Source organism: Citrobacter portucalensis (assembly GCF_002042885.1).
GTDB classification, from domain to species: Bacteria; Pseudomonadota; Gammaproteobacteria; order Enterobacterales; family Enterobacteriaceae; genus Citrobacter; species Citrobacter portucalensis.
The window spans coordinates 12216-31993 of record NZ_MVFY01000003.1 but is presented as its reverse complement, the minus strand read 5'-3'; the positions used below and the strand labels follow the sequence as shown (position 1 = coordinate 31993).

Genomic DNA, 19778 nt, shown 5'->3' with positions numbered 1-19778 from the left:
TATTATTTTGCCACTGAATGACCGTGCTTCGTCAAATTACTCAATGGTCATGTATTATTTAGGATATGAATTGAATTTATGGGTTATACGGCTATAAATAGGTTTTTTTACGCGATTTTTATAAATTAGAACGCAAATTTATTTTGTTGGTGAATGAATTTAGTCTTTCTTAATTCAGGTTTGAGAATAAATCATGAATAATAAACGAGAAAGTAAATGCCCTGAGAATCAGGGCATTTATTTGCATTCAATTAATGGTTTGAGAACCAGTTCAGCTTATCGCGAAGGCCTACCACACGACCAACAATAATTAACGCTGGGCTTTCAACCTGTTGTGCCAACTCTCCTAGCTGAGTCAGCTCGCCATTGACGACACGCTGTTTCACGGAGGTACCGTTTTCTACCAGGGCGACGGGCATATCGGGCTGCATGCCAAATTCGATCAATTTTTCCTGAATCGTGGCCGCCTGGTTCAGCCCCATGTAGAACACCAGCGTTTGTTTCTCTGCTGCCAGGTTTTCCCAGTCCAGCTCACCGCCGGTTTTCAGGTGTCCGGTAACCAGACGCACGCTCTGAGCGTAATCACGATGGGTCAGTGGAATGCCGGAATAGGCAGAACAACCGGAGGCTGCGGTAATACCCGGCACTACAGAGAATGGGATACCGGCATGGCACAGCGTTTCCAGCTCTTCGCCACCGCGGCCAAAGATGAACGGGTCGCCACCTTTCAGTCGAACCACGCGCTTGCCCTGTTGTGCTTCACGCAGCAGGATCTGGTTAATCTCTTCCTGCGGTACGCAGTGATAGCCCGCACGTTTACCGACGAACACTCGGTCTGCATCGCGGCGTACAAGGTTCATGATATCGTCGGAAACCAGACGGTCATAGACCACGACATCCGCTTGCTGGATCTGCTGTAGCCCTTTCAGCGTCAGCAGGCCGGCATCGCCAGGACCGGCGCCAACCAGCACCACTTCACCACGGTGATCCAGCGGTTCGCTGAGCATTTGCTCAGTGGTTTCCTCGACGGCTTTCAGGTCATTGTTCGCCAACGACTGCGCCAGGCGGTCATTCACGAACAATTTTTCCCAGAAGCGGCGACGTTCACCCATGCTGGCAAACTGTTGCTTCACTCGGGAGCGCAACTTGCCGGCATACTGCGCGACCTGGCCCAGATGCTGAGGCAGTACGGATTCAAGCCTTTCACGCAGCAGACGGGCAAGCACTGGCGATGTCCCGCCGGAGGAGACCGCCACCATCAGCGGTGAGCGGTCGATAATGGAGGGCATGATAAAACTGGCTGCTTTTGGCGCATCGACCACGTTGCAGAAGATACGACGTGATTCTGCGGCGGTGCTGACGCTTTGGTTGACGGCATCGTCATCGGTGGCGGCAATAGCCAACCAGCAGGTGTCGAGCAGGGACTCATCGAACGGCCCCTCAACCAGCGTCAGCATGTTTTCATCTGCCCATACTTTGAACTGCGGAATAAACGCCAGCGCATTAACCGTTAAACGGGCGCCCGCTTCCAGCAGTAACCGCGCTTTGCGTTCTGCGACATCACCACCGCCGACGATCAAGCAGTCGCGGTCACGTAGTTGACAAAATATAGGCAAATGATCCACGACATTACCCCTTAATTATTGGCAGCAGCCTCTGGCTGATTGATTTTTGCCGGAGCCGGACGCTCCGATTTTGGCGTAGCATACCAATAACCCAATCCCATGAATACGACACCGGACAAAGTATTACCGAGTGTCACCCACAGCAGGTTATGACCAATTCCTGACAGGGTATAGGCTTCGCTGTGGTGGCCGAACCAGGAGAGGGCAAACAGCGTCATGTTGGCAACGGAGTGCTCGTAGCCGGAAGCGATAAACGCCAGCAGACACCACCAGATAGCGAGGAATTTTGCCGCGCCTTCGGTACGGATTGCCATCCAGATTGCCAGACAAACCAACCAGTTACACAGTGCGCCTTTAAAGAACAAAACCATTGCAGGCGCGGTCGTTTTCGCCAGAGCAACCGAATGGACGATGCTGGTATCGACCGGCAGCAGGCTACCGCCACCCCAGCTGTAAAGCAGGGCGACAAACACGGAACCGACCAGGTTACCCAGCCATGTTTTTGGCAGGATTGCCCACATCTGACCGTGGCTGATGGTGCCTGCTTTGACGCCGAGTGTCAGAAACATGGTGTGACCGGTAAACAGTTCCGAACCGGCAATAATGACCAGCGTTAAGGCGATACCAAAGGTTGCACCCATCACCAGCGGACGAACGGACGGGTCGAGCAGATTACCGAGGGTGAAAATAAGAATGATGCCGAGACCCACATAGGCTCCCGCCATTGCCGAACTGATCCAGAATCCAAGCGGGTTATTAGCCGACAGGCGTGCGATGCGCGCAGCGTTAGCCGCACACTTATTAATAGTGTCTGTGAACATGTGTTGATTATCCTTGAAGTACAAACAATAAAAAGAAATCGTAACCGTAGGCCGGATAAGGCATTTATGCCGCCATCCGGCAATGTGCCTGTGCAATTGCCTGATGGCGCTACGCTTATCAGACCTACCATTAAAAGACCTACAAATACGTCAAAAAAGGGGAGGCGTTGCGCCTCCCAAAATTAATTAACCGCGCAGTTGCACCGTGCCGTCTTTCACTCGCGCTTCGTAATGTTTCACGGAGAACTGTTCGTCTTCCATGCACAGACCGTCGCTTAAGCGAAAACGCTGTTTTTTCAGCGGGCTGGCAACCCACAATTCGCCCTGATGTTCAGCAATCAGCCCACGAGAAAGCACGCTGGACTCAAAGAACGGGTCGATGTTGCTGATCGCAAACACCTGGTCGCTGTGATACGGGCGGAAAATCGCAACCTGCTCGTTACCTAACAGGGCGCAGACGCCTGTTGCAGGCAGAATGTCATCGATTTTGCAGATGTTTTTCCACTGGCTCATGCGTTTTCCTCCACCAGAGTCACCGGGATACGCTCATAAGGCGTGGCCGGACGATGTTGTTCACGTTCAGGCACAACCTGGACATTTGGATCGCGTTTTTCGCTGTTGATAAAGTGTTTGAAGCGAACCTGCGCGGATGGGGTGTTAACGGTTTCTGTCCACTCACACACCACAGCTTCACGCAGACGGGCCATCTCTTCTTCAAGATGCTGGTTCAGACCCAACTTGTCGTCGATGATGACGGACTTCAGATACTCAATACCGCCTTCCAGATTGTCTAACCACGGTGCGGTACGGGTCAGTTTGTCGGCAGTACGGATGTAGAACATCATGAAACGGTCAAGGTACTTGAGCAGCGTTTCGCGATCGATATCCGCTGCCAGCAGGTCTGCATGACGAGGTTTCATCCCGCCGTTACCGCAAACGTACAGGTTCCAGCCTTTCTCAGTGGCGATGATACCCACGTCTTTACCCTGAGCTTCCGCACATTCACGGGTACAGCCGGAGACGCCGAATTTCATTTTGTGCGGGGTACGAATGCCTTTGTAGCGATTTTCCAGCTCCACGCCGAAGCCCACGCTATCGCCGACGCCGTAACGGCACCAGGTGCTGCCTACGCAGGTTTTTGCCATACGCAGCGCTTTTGCATACGCGTGACCGGTTTCAAAACCGGCTTCAATCAGCTGACGCCAGATTTCCGGCAGGTCATCTTTCTGCGCGCCGAACAGGCCGATACGCTGAGAACCGGTAATTTTGGTGTACAGGTTAAATTCACGCGCGATACGGCCCACAGCTACCAGGCCTTCAGGGGTAATTTCGCCACCCGCAGAGCGCGGGATCACGGAATAAGTACCGTCTTTCTGGATGTTCGCCAGGAAGTTGTCGTTGGTGTCCTGCAACGGCGTGTGCTGCGGTTTGAGGATGTACTCATTCCAGCAGGAAGCCAGCAGGGAACCTACGGTAGGTTTACACACTTCGCAGCCGTAACCTTTCCCGTGTTTTGCCAGCAGCTCTTCGAAGGTTTTGATGCCTTCTACGCGGATGAGATGGAACAGTTCCTGACGTGAGTACGGGAAGTGTTCACACAGGTTGTTGTTAACTTCGATACCCTGTTTCGCCAGTTCGGCGTTCAGGACCTGCGTTACCAGCGGGATACACCCGCCGCAGCCGGTACCGGCTTTGGTTTCCGCTTTCAGCGCCGCAACGGTATGGCAGCCCTTGTTGATAGCGGCAACCAGCATGCCTTTGGTGACGTCAAAACAGGAGCAAATCTGCGCGCTGTCCGGCAGTTTATCGACACCGATAGACGGCTTACCGCTGCCTGCGTGTGCTGGCAGAATCAGTGAATCCGGGTTTTCCGGCAGTTCGATGGCGTTCAGCACCAGTTGCAGCAGATTGCCGTAATCGCTGGTGTCGCCCACCAGAACCGCGCCGAGCAGGGTTTTGTTATCTTCGCTAACGATCAGGCGTTTGTAGACTTCTTTACTTTCGTCGAGATAGACGTAGCTACGTGCGCCCGGCGTGCGCGCATGCGCGTCGCCAATACCGCCGACGTCAACGCCGAGCAGCTTCAGCTTGGCGCTCAGGTCCGCGCCTTCAAAGGCGTTTTCAGTTTCGAGAATATGGTCAACGGCAACCTGCGCCATTTTATAGCCTGGAGCGACCAGACCATACACGCGGTTGTTCCAACTGGCGCATTCGCCGATGGCATAGATGTCCGGGTCAGATGTCTGGCAAGTGTCGTTAATGACGATACCGCCGCGTGGCGCGACGTCCAGACCGCACTGGGTGGCCAGTTTGTCGCGTGGACGAATACCGGTAGAGAAGACGATGAAATCGACTTCCAGTTCGCTACCGTCGGCAAAACGCATGGTTTTGCGCGCTTCGGTGCCTTCCTGAACGATCTCTTTGGTGTTTTTACTGGTGTGCACACGCACGCCCATGCTTTCAATTTTGCGACGTAACTGCTCGCCACCCATATGATCCAGCTGTTCAGCCATCAGCATTGGGGCGAATTCAATCACGTGGGTTTCAACGCCGAGGCTTTTCAGCGCACCGGCGGCTTCCAGGCCCAGCAGGCCACCGCCGACCACGGCACCGCGTTTGCTGCGGCGCGCGCAAGACTCAATGGCGTTGAGGTCTTCGATGGTGCGGTAAACGAAGCAGTCCTGGGTTTCCGAACCTTTAATCGGTGGGATCCACGGGTAAGAGCCCGTCGCCATGATCAGCTTATCGTAGTAAACCGTACGACCTGCGCTGGAGTGGATCACCTTCTCCTGGCGGTTAATGGTAATTGCGCGTTCGCCCACTAACACCTTAACGCCGTGCTTCTCGTAGAATCCTTCACGCACCAGAGAAAGCTCTTCGGCGGTGTGGTGGGAGAAGTAGGAAGACAGGTGTACGCGGTCGTACGCTTTGCGGGGTTCTTCACAGAAGACGGTAATATCAAAATTGGCAGCGTCGGATTTATCAAGAAGATCCTCAATAAAGCGATGGCCGACCATACCATTACCGATAATAGCGAGTCTGACTTTGCTCATTTTTGCCTCGATTTCTTTTCTATTACTGCCTACCTTAACGATTCAGCAACCGCGCTTATTGATGCAAATCAAATTCGCCCTTATATACTCCTTAAGAGGTATATAACTGATTTGTCAGCATTTTTATAAGTGACGGAATTATTTGGATTTTCGTGTTTGTATAAATAGCGTACAAATTAAGGGGTTTTTGTAAGAATTGGCCTACATGACCAGTGAAAGAAGAGGAGGGTGAGAATGTGCCGGATGATGTGGATACCATCCGGCAGTGAGATTAATGCGTTGCTGGGGCGTTATGCTGGCGATGGCGCGTGACAAACCCAAGAATAAAGCACATCACGAATACAACCGCATACAAGCCGTTAGCTGTTTGCAATGCCGCCTGCGGGCCGCTGTGTGCCACGATAGGGCCGGTGACGACGAAAGTGAGCATAGTGCCGATGGTGCCGCAGGTCAGAACGAAGTTAACCAGTTTGGGTGAGGCGACCTTCGTCTGCTGGGAGCCAAGGGTAATGATGGTGGTATAAATCGCACTGGAGAAGAAGCCCAGCGTCATAATAAACCACGGCATATGCTCTGGCGTACCGGTGATAAACAGATACATCAGGACGGTAGCCATACCCGCCAGTACGGTCAGGATGCGCTGCAAATCGAAGAAACGCAGAATAAAGCTAAATGCCCACATGCCAACCATGTAAGACATCCAGAAGTCGCTGACCAGTTTACCCGCATCGTTCAGGCTCATGCCCAGACTTTTGGCGTACTCCGGGACCCAGGAGATAAAACCCAACTGACCGAGGATGTAGCACAGTGCAGCGATCGCCAGAAACAGCACGCCAATCCCCCATTTTTCTTTTACTACCGGCGCGTCTGACTGCTGAGCGTGTTTACCCAGTGCCGGGAATTCACAACCGAAGGTCAGCAGGAAAATGGCGACGTATACGAGGCCGATGCAGGCATAGACCCAATACCATTCGATGCTGCGCGCTAACAGGAACGCGGCAACCATCGGGAAAATCATGCCGGCCATGCTGAAGAAGGAGTCAGTAAACAGCAAGCGGGAACCGCGCTGGCGACCTTCGTACATTTGAGTTACCAGGAACGTACCGATCGACATGGTAATACCGCTCACCAGGCCCAATACAAACATGGCGGCGGAGAACAAGGCCAGGCTATGGCTGAACATCAGTCCGGCAACGGCCAGTACCATCAGGATAAAGCCGAAGCGCAACTGGGTTTTCAGTGGCACGATTTCCATTAACCATGCATTCAGAAAGATAGAGATCAGAATGCCGGCATTCAGGAAGGTGAAGGTGTTACTCATGCTGGAAACGGGCAAATGGAAGTAATCTGCTATGTTTCCCATCACCATCCCGGTGACAATTACCAACGCACCTGTCAGGGCGTAGGAGAGAAAGCTAATCCATGTGAGCTTGATGCGATTGCTGTTAGTCATGACTGGCCTGTATAGAAGTGTAAGGCGCATTGACTGCGCCGTGAGCGGGCAGATTTTAGGCGCTTTAGTGACGCATTTAAATATTTATCGGTAATAACTTGGTGCGTTACATTTTTCTATGTGATCTTGATCACATTGATACTTGCAGCCATGAGGTTACATTTGTTTCAGGTACGTAAAATTAAGTAAAGGGATGGCCTTGTCCTTGAAGGCTCTTTAGAATCAATTCACTTGCTTCATTTCTGCTCTTGTTAAGGAATTCTCATGCTCAAATCGACTCTGGCGGCTGTTGCAGCTGTTCTCGCTCTTTCTGCTCTCTCCCCCGCAGCACTGGCAGCAAAAGGTGATCCACATGTTCTGCTGACAACCTCTGCTGGTAACATTGAGCTGGAGCTGAACAGTCAGAAAGCCCCGGTTTCAGTGCAAAACTTTGTCGATTATGTCAACAGTGGTTTCTATAACAACACCACGTTCCACCGTGTGATCCCAGGCTTCATGGTGCAGGGCGGCGGTTTTACCGAGCAGATGCAGCAGAAGAAACCTAACCCGCCAATCAAGAATGAAGCCGATAACGGACTGCGTAACACTCGCGGCACGATTGCTATGGCGCGTACAGCGGATAAAGACAGCGCGACCAGCCAGTTCTTTATCAACATTGCAGATAATGCTTTCCTCGATCACGGCCAGCGCGACTTTGGCTACGCTGTTTTCGGTAAAGTTGTGAAAGGTATGGATGTCGCGGATAAGATCTCTCAGGTACAGACCCATGATGTCGGTCCATACCAGAATGTCCCGTCAAAACCGATTGTTATCCTTTCTGCTAAAGTCCTGCCGTAATCGTATCTTGCGCGGGTAGTTCTTGCCCGCGTTCACCCCTCTCTCTGCGTAACCCGAAATTGCTGCTTATACTTGTGGCAAGTGTCGGCTCATTCAGGGAGGTCACGTGAAAAAACTCACCGATAAACAAAAGTCCAGGCTGTGGGAACAACGGCGAAACGCCAATTTCCAGGCCAGCCGACGGCTGGAAGGCGTAGATATTCCACGGGTTACTCTGAGTGCTGAAGACGCCCTGGCGCGTCTTGAAGAGCTGAGGAGGCACTATGAGCGATAAATTCGGTGATGGTCGCGACCCGTATTTATACCCGGGCCTGAATGTCATGCGTAACCGTCTGGGGATTCATCAGGCGCAGCGTTTGGCGCAGGCGGCTTATGAACTGACAGCGCTGCGTGCGGCGACTATCGAATTGGGGCCGCTTAAACGGGGCTTACCGCACCTGTGCGCCATTCATCGCCAGCTGTATCGGGATATTTTTGACTGGGCGGGACACCTGCGTGAAGTCGATATTTACCAGGGCGATACTCGCTTTTGCCACTTCGCCTATATCGAGAAAGAGGGCAATGCGCTGATGCAGGACCTGGAAGATGAGTCCTGGCTGGTGGGATTACCGGAAGACAAGTTTGTCGATCGTCTTGCGCACTATTATTGCGAAATCAATGTGCTGCATCCGTTTCGCATTGGCAGTGGCCTGGCGCAGCGTATTTTCTTCGAACAGTTAGCGATTCATGCCGGGTATATGCTGAGCTGGGATGGCATTCCGGTTGAGGAGTGGAATCAGGCTAATCAGAGCGGGGCGATGGGTGACCTGTCTGCACTGCGGGCGATATTTCGTAAAGTGGTAAGCGAAGCCCCGGAAACTGAGTAGAATAGCGCGGTTCTTATGTACCGGAGCCGCCATGATCCTGCTTATTGATAACTATGATTCTTTTACCTGGAACCTGTACCAATACTTCTGCGAACTGGGCGCTGATGTCCTTGTCCGGCGCAACGACGAGCTGACGCTGGCGCAAATCGACGCGCTGAACCCGCAAAAAATCGTGATTTCCCCTGGGCCATGCACGCCGGATGACGCCGGTATCTCACTGGACGTTATTCGTCATTTCGCCGGTAAGCTTCCCTTGTTGGGTGTTTGTCTTGGTCACCAGGCGATGGCGCAGGCCTTTGGCGCGAGCGTAGTTCGGGCGGCTAAAGTGATGCACGGTAAAACCTCGCCGATTACCCATAACGGGCAGGGTGTTTTTCAGGGACTTGCTAACCCATTAACGGTGACGCGCTACCACTCTCTGGTGGTTGCCCCTGAGACGCTTCCCGAGTGCTTTGAGGTGACGGCCTGGAGTGAAACGCAGGAGATTATGGGCATTCGTCACCGCGAGTGGGATATGGAAGGGGTACAGTTTCACCCGGAGAGTATTCTCAGCGAACAGGGGCATCAGCTGCTGGCTAATTTTCTCAATCGCTGATTTGTAGTTGCTATTCAGTGATTTTTTATTCATATTTTGTGATTATAATTTCACTGGCGTTTCTGCTTAACAGGGTGGTAATGACATGGCAACTGAACAAACTGCAATTACGCGCGCGACATTCGATGAAGTGATTCTGCCGATTTATGCACCGGCTGAGTTTATCCCGGTAAAAGGAAAAGGGAGTCGAGTGTGGGATCAACAGGGCAAAGAGTATGTTGATTTCGCGGGCGGCATTGCAGTGACCGCGTTAGGGCATTGCCATCCGGCATTGGTTGAGGCGTTAAAAACCCAGGGTGAAACCCTGTGGCATACCAGCAACGTTTTTACCAACGAACCGGCGTTGCGCTTAGGCCGTAAAATCATTGATGCGACCTTTGCCGAGCGCGTGCTGTTCATGAACTCCGGTACTGAAGCCAACGAAACCGCCTTTAAGCTGGCGCGCCACTATGCCTGCGTGCGTCATAGCCCGTTCAAAACCAAAATCATTGCCTTCCATAATGCGTTTCACGGCCGTTCGCTGTTTACCGTATCCGTTGGTGGGCAGCCGAAATACTCCGACGGCTTTGGGCCAAAACCGGCGGATATCATCCATGTCCCGTTTAACGATCTGCATGCGGTCAAAGCGGTGATGGACGATCACACCTGCGCGGTGGTCGTTGAGCCTATTCAGGGAGAGGGCGGCGTCACTGCGGCTACGCCGGAATTCCTGCAAGGTTTGCGTGAACTTTGTGACCAGCACCAGGCGCTGTTGGTATTTGATGAAGTGCAGAGTGGGATGGGGCGTACCGGCGATTTGTTTGCCTATATGCACTACGGCGTGACGCCGGATATCCTCACCAGCGCGAAGGCGCTCGGTGGCGGCTTCCCGGTAAGCGCGGTGTTGACCACTCAGGAGATTGCCTCCGCGTTCCACGTGGGTTCGCACGGCTCCACCTACGGCGGTAACCCGCTGGCCTGCGCGGTAGCGGGGGCAGCGTTTGATATCATCAACACGCCGGACGTGCTGGGAGGCATTCAGGCCCGGCGTCAGGCGTTTGTCCAGCATTTGCACAAGATTGATCAACAGTTCGATATTTTCAGCGATATTCGCGGGATGGGGCTGCTGATTGGCGCTGAGCTGAAGCCGCAGTTTAAAGGCCGGGCGCGCGATTTCCTCTATGCCGCCGCGCACGAAGGGGTGATGGTGCTGAACGCCGGGCCGGACGTAATGCGTTTCGCGCCGTCGCTGGTAGTAGAGCAGGCGGATATCGATGAAGGGATGCAGCGCTTCGCGCAGGCGGTAGCGAAGGTGGTGGGCTGATTGCCGGATAGCGGCGCGAGCGCCTTATCCGGCTTACAGGGTAAGGTGTGATTCGTTGGCCGGATAAGCGTAGCGCATCCGGCAAATCTCTTAACCCTTCATGTCCCGTAGTCGGCGGCTCAGCCAGATCCCGTGGTGCGGTCGCTGACGCCATGCTACCGACGAAATGGTATGCATGGTGTTCAGATGCCCAAGAACCCGCTGCAGATGCTGCTCAAGGGTGCTTAACGGACCATGGGACAGCATCTCTGGCGCTTCGAGAATATTCACATCTCCCGAGCTTCCCGGCCCATCATATTCCAGCCGCTGCTGACAGCGCTGGAGTGCAATTTCACAGGACTCCAGATACCGCTGCGCCAAATCCGGCGTCAGCATCGTATGTTCCCTTGCCAGCGTGGTCATCGCGTTGATGTGTTCAACGATGAACTGGCTGTGCGTAACCCACAGTTTCATGTCTGCAAGGTAGTGCGAGTTAAATCCCGGCTCCTGCATTGCCTGGTTCAGCGAGTTGAACAGCGTGTTTTGCGTCTGGTTGACGCGCATGCGTTGATACGCCAGCGGCGTGGCCTGTGGATCGTTGCTGAGGATCAGACGAATGGCCTCCTGGTCGGCTTCTAACGCATCGTGGGCGTTTTTACGCAGCAGACCGCTCTGCCACTGTGGCCACAGCCAGAGCGTGCCGCCAAAGGCGATTAAGCAGCCAATGACCGTATCGACAAACCGCGGCACGATAAACTCTTCCCCGTTCAGCGTCAGCAGTTGCAGGGTGTATACCGCCGTTACCGTAAAACCGACGGTAGCCCAGCCGTAGTTTTTACGGATGATCAGATAGCTCACCAGGGTGATCAGCAGCATGGCCGCCAGCGTGAAACCTTCGGGAATATGAAAGTGCAACGTGACGCCGGCAATAACCAGTCCAACGAGCGTACCTACGGAACGGTGTAAGATGCGCACCCGGGTCGCCCCGTAGCCATTTTGCGTAACAAACAGGACTGTCATCAAAATCCAGTAAGGTTTTGGCAGGTGTAAGGCGCTGCCCATCAGGCTGGCGATACTCAACATAACGCTGATGCGTCCGGCATTGCGCAGCGCTGGGGATTTCAACGACAGGTAGTTTTTCAGGGCAGGGATCAGCGGCAATCGACGCTGCTTGTCAGCCATTAAGTCACGGGCATACAGCGGACGCTGGGTCCGTAGCACGCGGGCAATACGGCTGAAGTGCCAGTAGCAAAATTGCCCCACCGGATTGTCCGGATGCTGCCTGGCGATTTTCTCCAGCGTGCCAATCTGCTTTTCCATCGAGAAACGGGTCGGCAAGCGGTGATACAAAATATCATCGGCCAGTACCCGAAGGCGTTCGGCGACGGTTCGCGCGTTCCAGCGAATTACCTGCTCCGCGTGGCTACGCTCAACCAGTTTTTGCACTTCTTCTGGCTGGTGGAGGCTAACGGAAATATGCTCCTGTAAATCCAGCGCCTCCTGAAAGGCACGCAGCAGGCGTTTGTATTCGTTGTTGTGATGTGCCGACAGCATATGCATTTGCTGATAGCACTGAGTAATCAGATCCACCGCCTTTTGTTGGCGAACCAGCAGGGGAGGCAGCGCTTTTTCTGGGTCGGCATGCTGGGTCAGCATGCTGTACTTGGCTTCACAGTAATCGGCTAATTCACGGTACAGCAAGCTGAGCGATTCGCGGAGCGGTTGCTCGCGCCACATCCAGAACCAGAACCAGTTGAACAGGCCGTACCATAACGTGCCCAGCGCGTAGATCAGCAGTGGCTCCCAGACGGGCATATTCCCGGCCAGGCTGAGCGTGAAAATCGCTGCGATAAGCGAGGCTGGCAGTAATCGCGCATGCAAAGGGCTTAGCTCGGCGGTTACGCCAAGAATCAGCGTCAGGCCGGTGAGGATCAATGGTAGCGGTATAGTTTGCGCAAGCAGTAGCTGCATGATCAAACTGCACCCGGCAAACAGCGATGCACCAATGACTAAGCGTTTGAAAAAGCGCTTGTGCGGGGTATCAAGACCGGCAATGTTGCAGCAGGCAGGGACGAGGGAAAAGAGAAGCCCCAAATGAAGCTGACCGATGATCAGACCAACAGCCACAGGTAAACATAGCACCAGCGTTTGTCGTAGTGCGTAGTTGATCTCTGGGTGGTATATCAGTCTTCGCCACATCGGAGTAAACAAAAGTGGCGCATTACTGGGTAACGCGCCACTTCGATGGGGTTAACGCGTGCCGTAGACGACGATGGTCTTACCGTGTGCGGAGATCAGGTTCTGATCTTCCAGCATCTTCAGAATACGACCGACGGTCTCACGGGAGCAGCCAACGATCTGGCCGATTTCCTGACGGGTGATTTTAATCTGCATGCCGTCCGGGTGGGTCATCGCATCAGGCTGTTTCGCCAGATTCAGCAGAGTCTGCGCGATACGACCGGTTACGTCGAGGAAGGCAAGGTTGCCCACTTTTTCAGACGTGACCTGCAGACGACGAGCCATCTGAGAAGACAGGCGCATCAGAATATCCGGGTTGACCTGGATTAATTGGCGAAATTTTTTGTAGGAAATTTCAGCGACTTCACATGCGGTTTTGGCACGTACCCAGGCGCTACGTTCCTGACCTTCTTCGAAGAGGCCTAATTCACCAATAAAATCGCCCTGATTCAGATAAGAAAGGATCATTTCTTTCCCTTCTTCATCTTTGATCAGCACTGCCACGGAGCCTTTAACGATGTAATACAACGTTTCCGCTTTTTCACCCTGGTGAATCAGCGTGCTCTTCGATGGGTACTTATGAATATGGCAATGAGACAAGAACCATTCGAGAGTCGGGTCTGTTTGCGGTTTGCCAAGCACCATGCGCGGTTATCCTCTGTTATAAGCTGTCTCCAGAGCCAGAAAACGACGCTGCCTCTGGGTTTGCAAAAATATGCTTCCCGCTACCTGGGAAAGGGGCTGTCAAAAATATACTGCAGCCTGTAATGTGATGTCCTCTGCATACATGCAGTACGTCAATGTATTACTGTAGCATCCCGTCTGTTTTAGCATAGCTTTCGCCGTGTGTCTCCTGGTGTCTCGCTTCAGCATGACGCAGGTCGCCTTCCGTTGCGAGAATTGTTATGTGCGCGTAATCTGTCAGGAAAATTGAAACATTGGAGTTACGAAATATGCAAGCGCGTGTAAAGTGGGTTGAGGGGTTAACCTTCCTCGGTGAGTCCGCCTCTGGCCACCAAATTTTGATGGACGGTAACTCCGGTGATAAAGCGCCGAGCCCGATGGAAATGGTATTAATGGCTGCTGGCGGTTGTAGCGCAATTGATGTGGTATCGATCCTGCAAAAGGGTCGTCAGGATGTGACCAACTGCGAAGTGAAGCTGACTTCAGAGCGTCGTGATGAAGCGCCGCGCCTGTTTACCCACATCAACCTGCATTTCATCGTAACGGGTAACGATCTCAAAGATGCGTCTGTCTCCCGCGCCGTCGATCTTTCCGCGGAAAAATACTGCTCCGTGGCGTTGATGCTGGAAAAGGCGGTGAACATTACCCATTCCTATGAAGTGGTTGCTGCTGCGTGATGCCATGCCTGATGGCGTTACACTTATCAGGCCTACAGGATATAAACGCGTAGGCCGGATAAGGCATCAACCGCCATCCGGCAAAAGACCACATCACTCGATCTTCTTACCTTCCATCAGTCGCTGTACCAGCGGCAGCATAATCAATTCCATCGCCAGACCCATCTTGCCGCCAGGTACGACTAACGTATTGATATGGGAAATGAATGAGCCCTGCAGCATGGCCAGTAACCAGGGATAATCGATCCCTTCCAGGTTACGAAAATGAATCACGACAAAGCTTTCATCCAGTGATGGAATGCTCTTAGCGGCAAAGGGGTTGGAGGTATCGACGGTCGGTACGCGCTGGAAGTTAATATGCGTCCGGGAAAACTGCGGCGTGATGTAATTGATGTAATCGTCCATTGAACGCACCACCGAGTCCATCACCGCTTCACGCGAATGTCCACGCTCGCTGGTATCGCGGGTCAGCTTCTGGATCCATTCCAGGTTTACGATAGGTACCACGCCAACCAGCAGATCGACATGCCGGGCCACGTTTTGCTGCGGGGTGACGACACCGCCGTGCAGCCCTTCGTAGAACAGTACATCCGTCGGTTCAGGTAGCGGCTGCCAGGGCGTGAATGTCCCCGGAACCTGGTTCCACGGTACGGCCTCATCGTAAGTGTGCAGATATTTTCGCGACTGGCCTTTGCCCGTCTGACCGTATTCGATGAAGGTTTGTTCCAGCAGACCAAAGTCATTGGCTTCGGGACCGAAATAGCTGATATGCCGCCCGGCATCGCGCGCTTTGCGAATCGCCATGTCCATTTCCGGACGGGTATAGCGATGAAAACTGTCACCTTCCACCTCGGCGGCGCGCAGATTTAACTGCGCGAAAATTTTACGAAACGCGAGGCTGGTGGTAGTGGTCCCCGCGCCGCTGGATCCTGTTACCGCAATCACCGGATGTTTGGCAGACATAACAACTCCATGAAATGGTTGTAATTATAGTAAAGTCGGCCGGCGGCTACGGATTACTCGTGAATCTGCTTCCTCGGCATAATGTTGACCGTTTCATGCAGTTCAGACCACACCAGCACGGCTTCACCTGATTGTAGTTGGCGTTTGACGTCGGCGACTTTTTGTTCGAGCGAGCGTTCATGTTCACCATAATCGGTGCCTTCGCGCAAGACAAAGCTTTCAATCAAATTGTCCAGCGCGTCCGGGGAGATATCTTGCCAGGGGATAATCATGATGATGCCTCCAGATACGTTGTCAGCCAGTCCGGGATTCTTGATTCCAGCCACATCACAGGACGGCGCACCGTGCCACCTATAAATCCGACGTGGCCGCCGTGTTCAGTAAGCTGGTACTCCACCTGTGAGGGCAGATTTTCCGGTTTCGGGATCACATGATGATCCATAAACGGATCGTCTTTCGCATGGATAATTAGCGTTGGTTTGGCTATCCGATTGAGCAACGGCATGGCGCTGCACTGGCGGTAATAGTCTATAGCATCGGCGAAACCGTGGATTTTGGCGGTGATTAGATCGTCAAAATCGCGAATGCGGCGCAAAGATTTCAACTGGGCCAGACTCACCGGCAGCGAACCTGGATAAGCTTCAAGCTTACGTGAGGCATTGGCTTTCAACAGATTGAGCAGGTAGCGCTGGTAGACCCGGGAGAAGCCCTTGTCCATATGGTAGCTACAGGCTTCCAGCACGAAAGGTGCAGAAACGATAACCGCCGCATCTATCGGAATATCGTTGCCTTCTTTTGCCAGCAGGCAAGCCAGCATGTTTCCACCGAGTGAATAACCTACCGCCGCGGTCGGTACGCGACCGAACTCACGCTCCAGCCAGTGTAAAAACCAGGTGCCATCTTCTGTTTCTCCGGAGTGATAAATGCGGTTCAGACGATTGGGTTCGCCGCTGCAACCGCGAAAATGCATTACCACGCCCAGCCAGCCGCGCTTTTGCGCCGCTTCAATCAGGCCATGTGCGTACGGGCTGTTCAGACTGCCTTCCAGACCGTGAAAAACCACCAGGCGCGGTTTGTGTTTCGCCTGTTGCGGATCTTCACTCCACGCCAGATCGACGAAATCACCGTCGGGCAATTCCAGACGCTGCCAGTGGGCGTCGAACTTCACCTTGCGGCGAATTAAACGCGGCAGCATCGTCTGCAGATGGCGGTTACTGATACCGCGCATCGGGCGGAATTCTCGCGAATCGTCGGTAGGTGGGGTCATTTCTGTGGACGTGATTTCAACCATAACACCGGAGCAATTAATAATCGGAAAGAATAACTATACCGCGCACAGCGCGTGCGGGTTAGCCAATATGTGATTTTGTCGCTAGTCAGTCAGCAGGTTACGCGAGAAAAGATGAAAATCGACGTTGGGTTTACGTCGCCAGAGGCGGGCTTTACGCGTCCCTGTCGCCACGCTTTCTCCGGTATCTTCAAACATTCCTGACGCTTCAAAGCGACGAATCAGACTTTTACGCTGGATCGACTGGCCGAGGATCACCTCAGTGGCTTCGAGCAGTTGCCCATGGGTAAATGTTTCCGGCAAGCAGTATACGGGCAGGAGCGAGTACATCGTTTTTTGCCGTAAGCGGTGTAGCGCCGCGGTAATGATTTTCTCGTGATCAAACGCGAGTGAATAGTTTTTCAGTTCATCAACCGGCACCCAACGGGCATTGCTGACGCTGGCGATATGGGGTGCGCAGTCTACCCAGGCGATTAGTGCAAACCAGGTGACCGTCAGGCTCCAGCCGCGCGGGTCACGATCAGGGCCGGAAAAGGTATCCAGTTGTTCCAGCCACGAAGGCGAAACGCCTGTTTTTTCGGTGAGTTTGCGCAGCGCGGTGGCGCGGGTTGAATCATCGTTTTCGATATCAATAAAGCCGCCGGGTAATCCCCAACGCCCTTTTTGCGGCTGGTTTGCCCGCTCGACCAGTAATACGCACAGCGCCTGCTGATGCAGTGTAAATAACACGCTATCTACCGTCACCAGAGGTGAAGGGAAGCGGCTGGCATCGTACTGATTCAGGTAGTCGGCTTCGGTGGTCATAAGGTACTCACGATGATTTGTAACGCTGACAAGTGTACCAGCCCGACACCGGGGGGCAAGGTTCGTTTTTTCTCATTGCTTATCAGTGGATTAGCTCACGGCTTAAAAATAATTCATTTTATGCTTGCTTAATATGTGTCACAGGGACATTATTAATTGTGTCGAAGGGACACAATTAAGGGGTGAGCGCGATGAACATAAAATTGACACTAACTTTGGACGACCAGACCTATGCCGTTGCCAGCGGTGTTTTTCCTGATGGTGCTGTCTGGTTAAAAGTCACCGATGCGTTGCCAACCTTTGCTCGCCTGATGCGCATCCGTGCCACGGCTATGCGTGATATGAACGATTTTATGCTGCTGGCGCAACTGGTTGAGGCGGTACGTCATCAGACCGATGTACTGGTCAGCCATCTCGACCTCCCCTGGCTGCCGTGGGCGCGTCAGGACAGACATATGGTATCGGGTGACAGCTTTGCGTTGAAAGTCTTCGCCAGTCAGCTCAATACGTTGAAATTTGACAAGGTCAACGTGCTCGACCCGCACAGCGATGCGGCGGCTGCTGCAATCGACAACTTTGTGGCGATCCCCCAGGAGGTCTGCCTGATGCAAAGCGCGTCATTATCGCGGCTGTTTCAGCACCACGCGCTGATGCTGGTTGCTCCCGATGCGGGATCGCTGAAAAAGATTGATGCTGTAGCCAGAGTAGCCGGTGTGGAGCAGTACGCCATCCTGAGTAAAAAACGTGATGTGGCAAGCGGCAGCCTGACGGGATTTGCGTTATTGGCCGGAGACGTCAGGGGTAGGGATCTGCTGATTGTTGACGATCTGTGTGACGCAGGCGGTACGTTTATTGGCTCTGCACAGGTGTTACGTGATGCTGGCGCCCGCAGTGTCAGCCTGTATGTCACCCACGGTATCTTTTCTAAGGGCGTTGATCACCTGTTTGCAAACGGTATTGACGCTATCTACACCACCACCTCTTTAGCTGCCCCAGCGTTGGTACATCCGCAGCTTGAGCTTATCGACATTGACGCGATTTACCGCGCCTGAGGGAGAGACTGATTATGAAAATGAACCCGATTCTGGCTATCGACGGCTACAAAGTTTCTCATCGCGTACAGTATCCGCAGGGTACCCATCGCGTGTATTCCAACTTTACCCCGCGCAGCGATCGCTTTTTCTCCTCGCCGTTGGCGGATGGCAAACTGGTATTCTTCGGCCTGCAGGGTTTTATGCAGTGGTTTTTAGTCGACCTGTTTAATGAGGCGTTCTTTGCCCGCCCGGAAGACGAGGTGGTCAGCGAATACAAACAGGTCATGGACAGCTATCTGGGCAAAGATGCGGTGGCGGTGGACCATATTCGTGCGCTGCATCAGTTGGGCTATCTGCCGCTGCACATCAAGGCGCTGGATGAAGGCAGCAAAGTCCCGATGGCGGTACCGGTTTTAACTATCATCAACACCCAACCCGAGTTTTTCTGGCTGGTGAATTACCTGGAGACCGTGCTGTCGGCGGAGCTGTGGAAGGCGTCAACAAATGCCACGATAGCTCACCACTACCGCAAAATCTGCGCTCGCCGGGCAGAGCAAACCTGTAGCGACCTGACGCACCTTGACTTCCAGTGCCATGACTTTTCATTTCGCGGTATGTCCGGATTACAGGACACCATGCAGGCGGGCAGTGGGCATTTGTTGAGCTTTAAAGGGACCGACAGTATTCCATCTCTGCTGTACGCCCGCGATTACTACACCGACGGCGAGCCCTATTTTATCGGCGCCAGCATTCCGGCTACTGAACACAGCGTGATGTGTATGGGCGAGCGCGAGCATGAGATTGAAACCTTCCGCCGCCTGATTGCCGATCTCTACCCGCAAGGATTTGTATCGATAGTCTCTGATACCTGGGACTACTGGCAGGTGCTGACGGAATATACCCGTGAACTGAAGAACATCATTCTGGCGCGTGAAGGTCGGGTGGTATTCCGTCCGGATAGCGGCAACCCGGTTGAGATCCTGTGTGGTACTGGTGCAGATGAGGATACCCGCAGCGATCGTACCGCTCAGGAGAAAGGGTCCGTGGAAGTTCTGTGGGAGATTTTTGGCGGCACGATTAACGCCAAAGGTTACAAGGTGCTCGACCCGCATGTCGGACTGATTTATGGCGACTCCATCACCCTTGAGCGAGCGAATGAGATCCTGCGTCGTCTGGAAGCGAAAGGATTTGCCAGTTCAAACGTCGTGTTTGGCGTTGGTTCTTTTACTTATCAATACAACACACGTGACACCTTTGGTTTTGCGATGAAAGCGACGTGGGGAGAAGTCGACGGCAAAGGCCGGACGATTTTTAAAGAACCGAAAACTGATAATGGTCTGAAACGTTCAGCCCGTGGTCTGCTTCGCGTCACACGTGATGAGCAAGGGGAACTGCGTCTGCATGACGAACAGACCTGGGAGCAAGAGCAGGAAGGGGAGCTGAAAACTCGTTTTCTCAACGGCAAGCTGTTTAACCGCGAGCATTTCGAAGAAATCCGCCAGCGTCTGGCGACACAGGGATAATTCAACAAAAATGCCGGATGAGACGTGTTGGCGTC

At 53.3% G+C, this 19778-nt stretch carries 18 protein-coding genes and 1 pseudogene; 8 read left to right on the top strand and 11 right to left on the bottom strand.

Going from position 1 to position 19778, the window contains the following annotated elements:
* Positions 1–251 precede the first annotated feature (251 nt).
* The 5 genes from cysG to tsgA form a co-directional block, all read right to left on the bottom strand.
* On the bottom strand, positions 252–1625 hold the full coding sequence (cysG, locus tag BZK40_RS05255) for a siroheme synthase CysG (protein WP_008786309.1): 1374 nt from the start codon (positions 1623–1625) through the stop codon (positions 252–254).
* A gap of 11 nt (positions 1626–1636) precedes the next feature.
* Positions 1637–2446, bottom strand: coding sequence for a nitrite transporter NirC (nirC, locus tag BZK40_RS05250; RefSeq protein ID WP_008786308.1), 810 nt, complete (start codon positions 2444–2446; stop codon positions 1637–1639).
* A gap of 186 nt (positions 2447–2632) precedes the next feature.
* Complete coding sequence (gene nirD, locus BZK40_RS05245; protein ID WP_003023590.1) at positions 2633–2959, bottom strand: nitrite reductase small subunit NirD; 327 nt, start codon at positions 2957–2959, stop codon at positions 2633–2635.
* The gene (gene nirB, locus BZK40_RS05240; RefSeq protein ID WP_008786307.1) at positions 2956–5499 is read right to left on the bottom strand and encodes an NADPH-nitrite reductase large subunit; all 2544 of its coding nucleotides are present in this window, start codon (positions 5497–5499) and stop codon (positions 2956–2958) included. The genes nirD and nirB overlap by 4 nt, the downstream gene beginning before the upstream one ends.
* Before the next feature lie 271 nt (positions 5500–5770).
* Positions 5771–6952 carry an MFS transporter TsgA gene (gene tsgA / locus BZK40_RS05235; protein WP_079934281.1) on the bottom strand — a complete coding sequence of 394 codons (1182 nt, stop codon included), beginning with the start codon at positions 6950–6952 and terminating at the stop codon, positions 5771–5773.
* Positions 6953–7216: 264 nt separating this feature from the next.
* Here tsgA and ppiA point away from each other — a divergent pair, with 264 nt between their 5' ends.
* The 5 genes from ppiA to argD all read left to right on the top strand — a co-directional run bounded on the left by ppiA (position 7217) and on the right by argD (position 10553).
* Positions 7217–7789: a peptidylprolyl isomerase A gene (ppiA, locus tag BZK40_RS05230; protein ID WP_003023595.1), complete on the top strand. Its 573-nt coding sequence runs from the start codon at positions 7217–7219 to the stop codon at positions 7787–7789.
* Between the two features lie 106 nt (positions 7790–7895).
* The gene (gene ficA, locus BZK40_RS05225; protein WP_003827708.1) at positions 7896–8063 is read left to right on the top strand and encodes a FicA/YhfG family antitoxin; all 168 of its coding nucleotides are present in this window, start codon (positions 7896–7898) and stop codon (positions 8061–8063) included.
* The gene (locus BZK40_RS05220; protein ID WP_005121664.1) at positions 8053–8655 is read left to right on the top strand and encodes a putative adenosine monophosphate-protein transferase Fic; all 603 of its coding nucleotides are present in this window, start codon (positions 8053–8055) and stop codon (positions 8653–8655) included. The genes ficA and BZK40_RS05220 overlap by 11 nt, the downstream gene beginning before the upstream one ends.
* A gap of 31 nt (positions 8656–8686) precedes the next feature.
* On the top strand, positions 8687–9250 hold the full coding sequence (gene pabA / locus BZK40_RS05215) for an aminodeoxychorismate synthase component 2 (protein ID WP_048227393.1): 564 nt from the start codon (positions 8687–8689) through the stop codon (positions 9248–9250).
* A gap of 85 nt (positions 9251–9335) precedes the next feature.
* Positions 9336–10553: a bifunctional acetylornithine/succinyldiaminopimelate transaminase gene (gene argD / locus BZK40_RS05210; RefSeq protein ID WP_008786303.1), complete on the top strand. Its 1218-nt coding sequence runs from the start codon at positions 9336–9338 to the stop codon at positions 10551–10553.
* Positions 10554–10643: 90 nt separating this feature from the next.
* On the opposite strand, the gene BZK40_RS05205 is transcribed toward argD, so the two are convergent.
* On the bottom strand, positions 10644–12731 hold the full coding sequence (locus BZK40_RS05205; protein WP_008786302.1) for a YccS/YhfK family putative transporter: 2088 nt from the start codon (positions 12729–12731) through the stop codon (positions 10644–10646).
* 51 nt (positions 12732–12782) lie between these two features.
* Entirely contained in the window at positions 12783–13415 is a 633-nt protein-coding gene (crp, locus tag BZK40_RS05200; RefSeq protein ID WP_000242758.1) for a cAMP-activated global transcriptional regulator CRP, read from the bottom strand.
* Between the two features lie 308 nt (positions 13416–13723).
* On the opposite strand from crp, the gene BZK40_RS05195 reads away from it, so the two are divergent.
* The gene (locus tag BZK40_RS05195; protein ID WP_003827750.1) at positions 13724–14131 is read left to right on the top strand and encodes an OsmC family protein; all 408 of its coding nucleotides are present in this window, start codon (positions 13724–13726) and stop codon (positions 14129–14131) included.
* Between the two features lie 93 nt (positions 14132–14224).
* Here BZK40_RS05195 and BZK40_RS05190 read toward each other — a convergent pair whose 3' ends face one another.
* The 4 genes and pseudogenes from BZK40_RS05190 to BZK40_RS05175 form a co-directional block, all read right to left on the bottom strand.
* Positions 14225–15094, bottom strand: a complete 870-nt coding sequence (locus tag BZK40_RS05190) for a phosphoribulokinase (RefSeq protein ID WP_008786301.1) — start codon at positions 15092–15094, stop codon at positions 14225–14227.
* 53 nt (positions 15095–15147) lie between these two features.
* On the bottom strand, positions 15148–15366 hold the full coding sequence (locus BZK40_RS05185; RefSeq protein ID WP_003023615.1) for a YheU family protein: 219 nt from the start codon (positions 15364–15366) through the stop codon (positions 15148–15150).
* Positions 15363–16431 (bottom strand): annotated as a pseudogene (locus BZK40_RS05180) (hydrolase). Before BZK40_RS05180 ends, BZK40_RS05185 begins: the two are co-directional and overlap by 4 nt.
* Positions 16432–16466: 35 nt before the next feature.
* On the bottom strand, positions 16467–17186 hold the full coding sequence (locus BZK40_RS05175; RefSeq protein WP_008786298.1) for an NUDIX domain-containing protein: 720 nt from the start codon (positions 17184–17186) through the stop codon (positions 16467–16469).
* Between the two features lie 191 nt (positions 17187–17377).
* Between BZK40_RS05175 and prs the strand changes: the two genes are divergently transcribed.
* On the top strand, positions 17378–18238 hold the full coding sequence (gene prs, locus BZK40_RS05170) for a ribose-phosphate diphosphokinase (RefSeq protein WP_079934280.1): 861 nt from the start codon (positions 17378–17380) through the stop codon (positions 18236–18238).
* Positions 18239–18252: 14 nt separating this feature from the next.
* Positions 18253–19743 carry a nicotinate phosphoribosyltransferase gene (locus BZK40_RS05165; protein ID WP_079934279.1) on the top strand — a complete coding sequence of 497 codons (1491 nt, stop codon included), beginning with the start codon at positions 18253–18255 and terminating at the stop codon, positions 19741–19743.
* Positions 19744–19778 lie beyond the last annotated feature (35 nt).

Excerpts from the sequence above, each read along its gene's own strand:
- nirC (WP_008786308.1), bottom strand. The coding sequence starts at position 2,446 with ATGTTCACAGACACTATTAATAAGTGTGCGGCTAACGCTGCGCGCATC.
- nirD (WP_003023590.1), bottom strand. The coding sequence starts at position 2,959 with ATGAGCCAGTGGAAAAACATCTGCAAAATCGATGACATTCTGCCTGCA.
- nirB (WP_008786307.1), bottom strand. The coding sequence starts at position 5,499 with ATGAGCAAAGTCAGACTCGCTATTATCGGTAATGGTATGGTCGGCCAT.
- tsgA (WP_079934281.1), bottom strand. The coding sequence starts at position 6,952 with ATGACTAACAGCAATCGCATCAAGCTCACATGGATTAGCTTTCTCTCC.
- ppiA (WP_003023595.1), top strand. The coding sequence starts at position 7,217 with ATGCTCAAATCGACTCTGGCGGCTGTTGCAGCTGTTCTCGCTCTTTCT.
- BZK40_RS05220 (WP_005121664.1), top strand. The coding sequence starts at position 8,053 with ATGAGCGATAAATTCGGTGATGGTCGCGACCCGTATTTATACCCGGGC.
- pabA (WP_048227393.1), top strand. The coding sequence starts at position 8,687 with ATGATCCTGCTTATTGATAACTATGATTCTTTTACCTGGAACCTGTAC.
- argD (WP_008786303.1), top strand. The coding sequence starts at position 9,336 with ATGGCAACTGAACAAACTGCAATTACGCGCGCGACATTCGATGAAGTG.
- BZK40_RS05205 (WP_008786302.1), bottom strand. The coding sequence starts at position 12,731 with ATGTGGCGAAGACTGATATACCACCCAGAGATCAACTACGCACTACGA.
- crp (WP_000242758.1), bottom strand. The coding sequence starts at position 13,415 with ATGGTGCTTGGCAAACCGCAAACAGACCCGACTCTCGAATGGTTCTTG.
- BZK40_RS05195 (WP_003827750.1), top strand. The coding sequence starts at position 13,724 with ATGCAAGCGCGTGTAAAGTGGGTTGAGGGGTTAACCTTCCTCGGTGAG.
- BZK40_RS05190 (WP_008786301.1), bottom strand. The coding sequence starts at position 15,094 with ATGTCTGCCAAACATCCGGTGATTGCGGTAACAGGATCCAGCGGCGCG.
- BZK40_RS05185 (WP_003023615.1), bottom strand. The coding sequence starts at position 15,366 with ATGATTATCCCCTGGCAAGATATCTCCCCGGACGCGCTGGACAATTTG.
- BZK40_RS05175 (WP_008786298.1), bottom strand. The coding sequence starts at position 17,186 with ATGACCACCGAAGCCGACTACCTGAATCAGTACGATGCCAGCCGCTTC.
- prs (WP_079934280.1), top strand. The coding sequence starts at position 17,378 with ATGAACATAAAATTGACACTAACTTTGGACGACCAGACCTATGCCGTT.
- BZK40_RS05165 (WP_079934279.1), top strand. The coding sequence starts at position 18,253 with ATGAAAATGAACCCGATTCTGGCTATCGACGGCTACAAAGTTTCTCAT.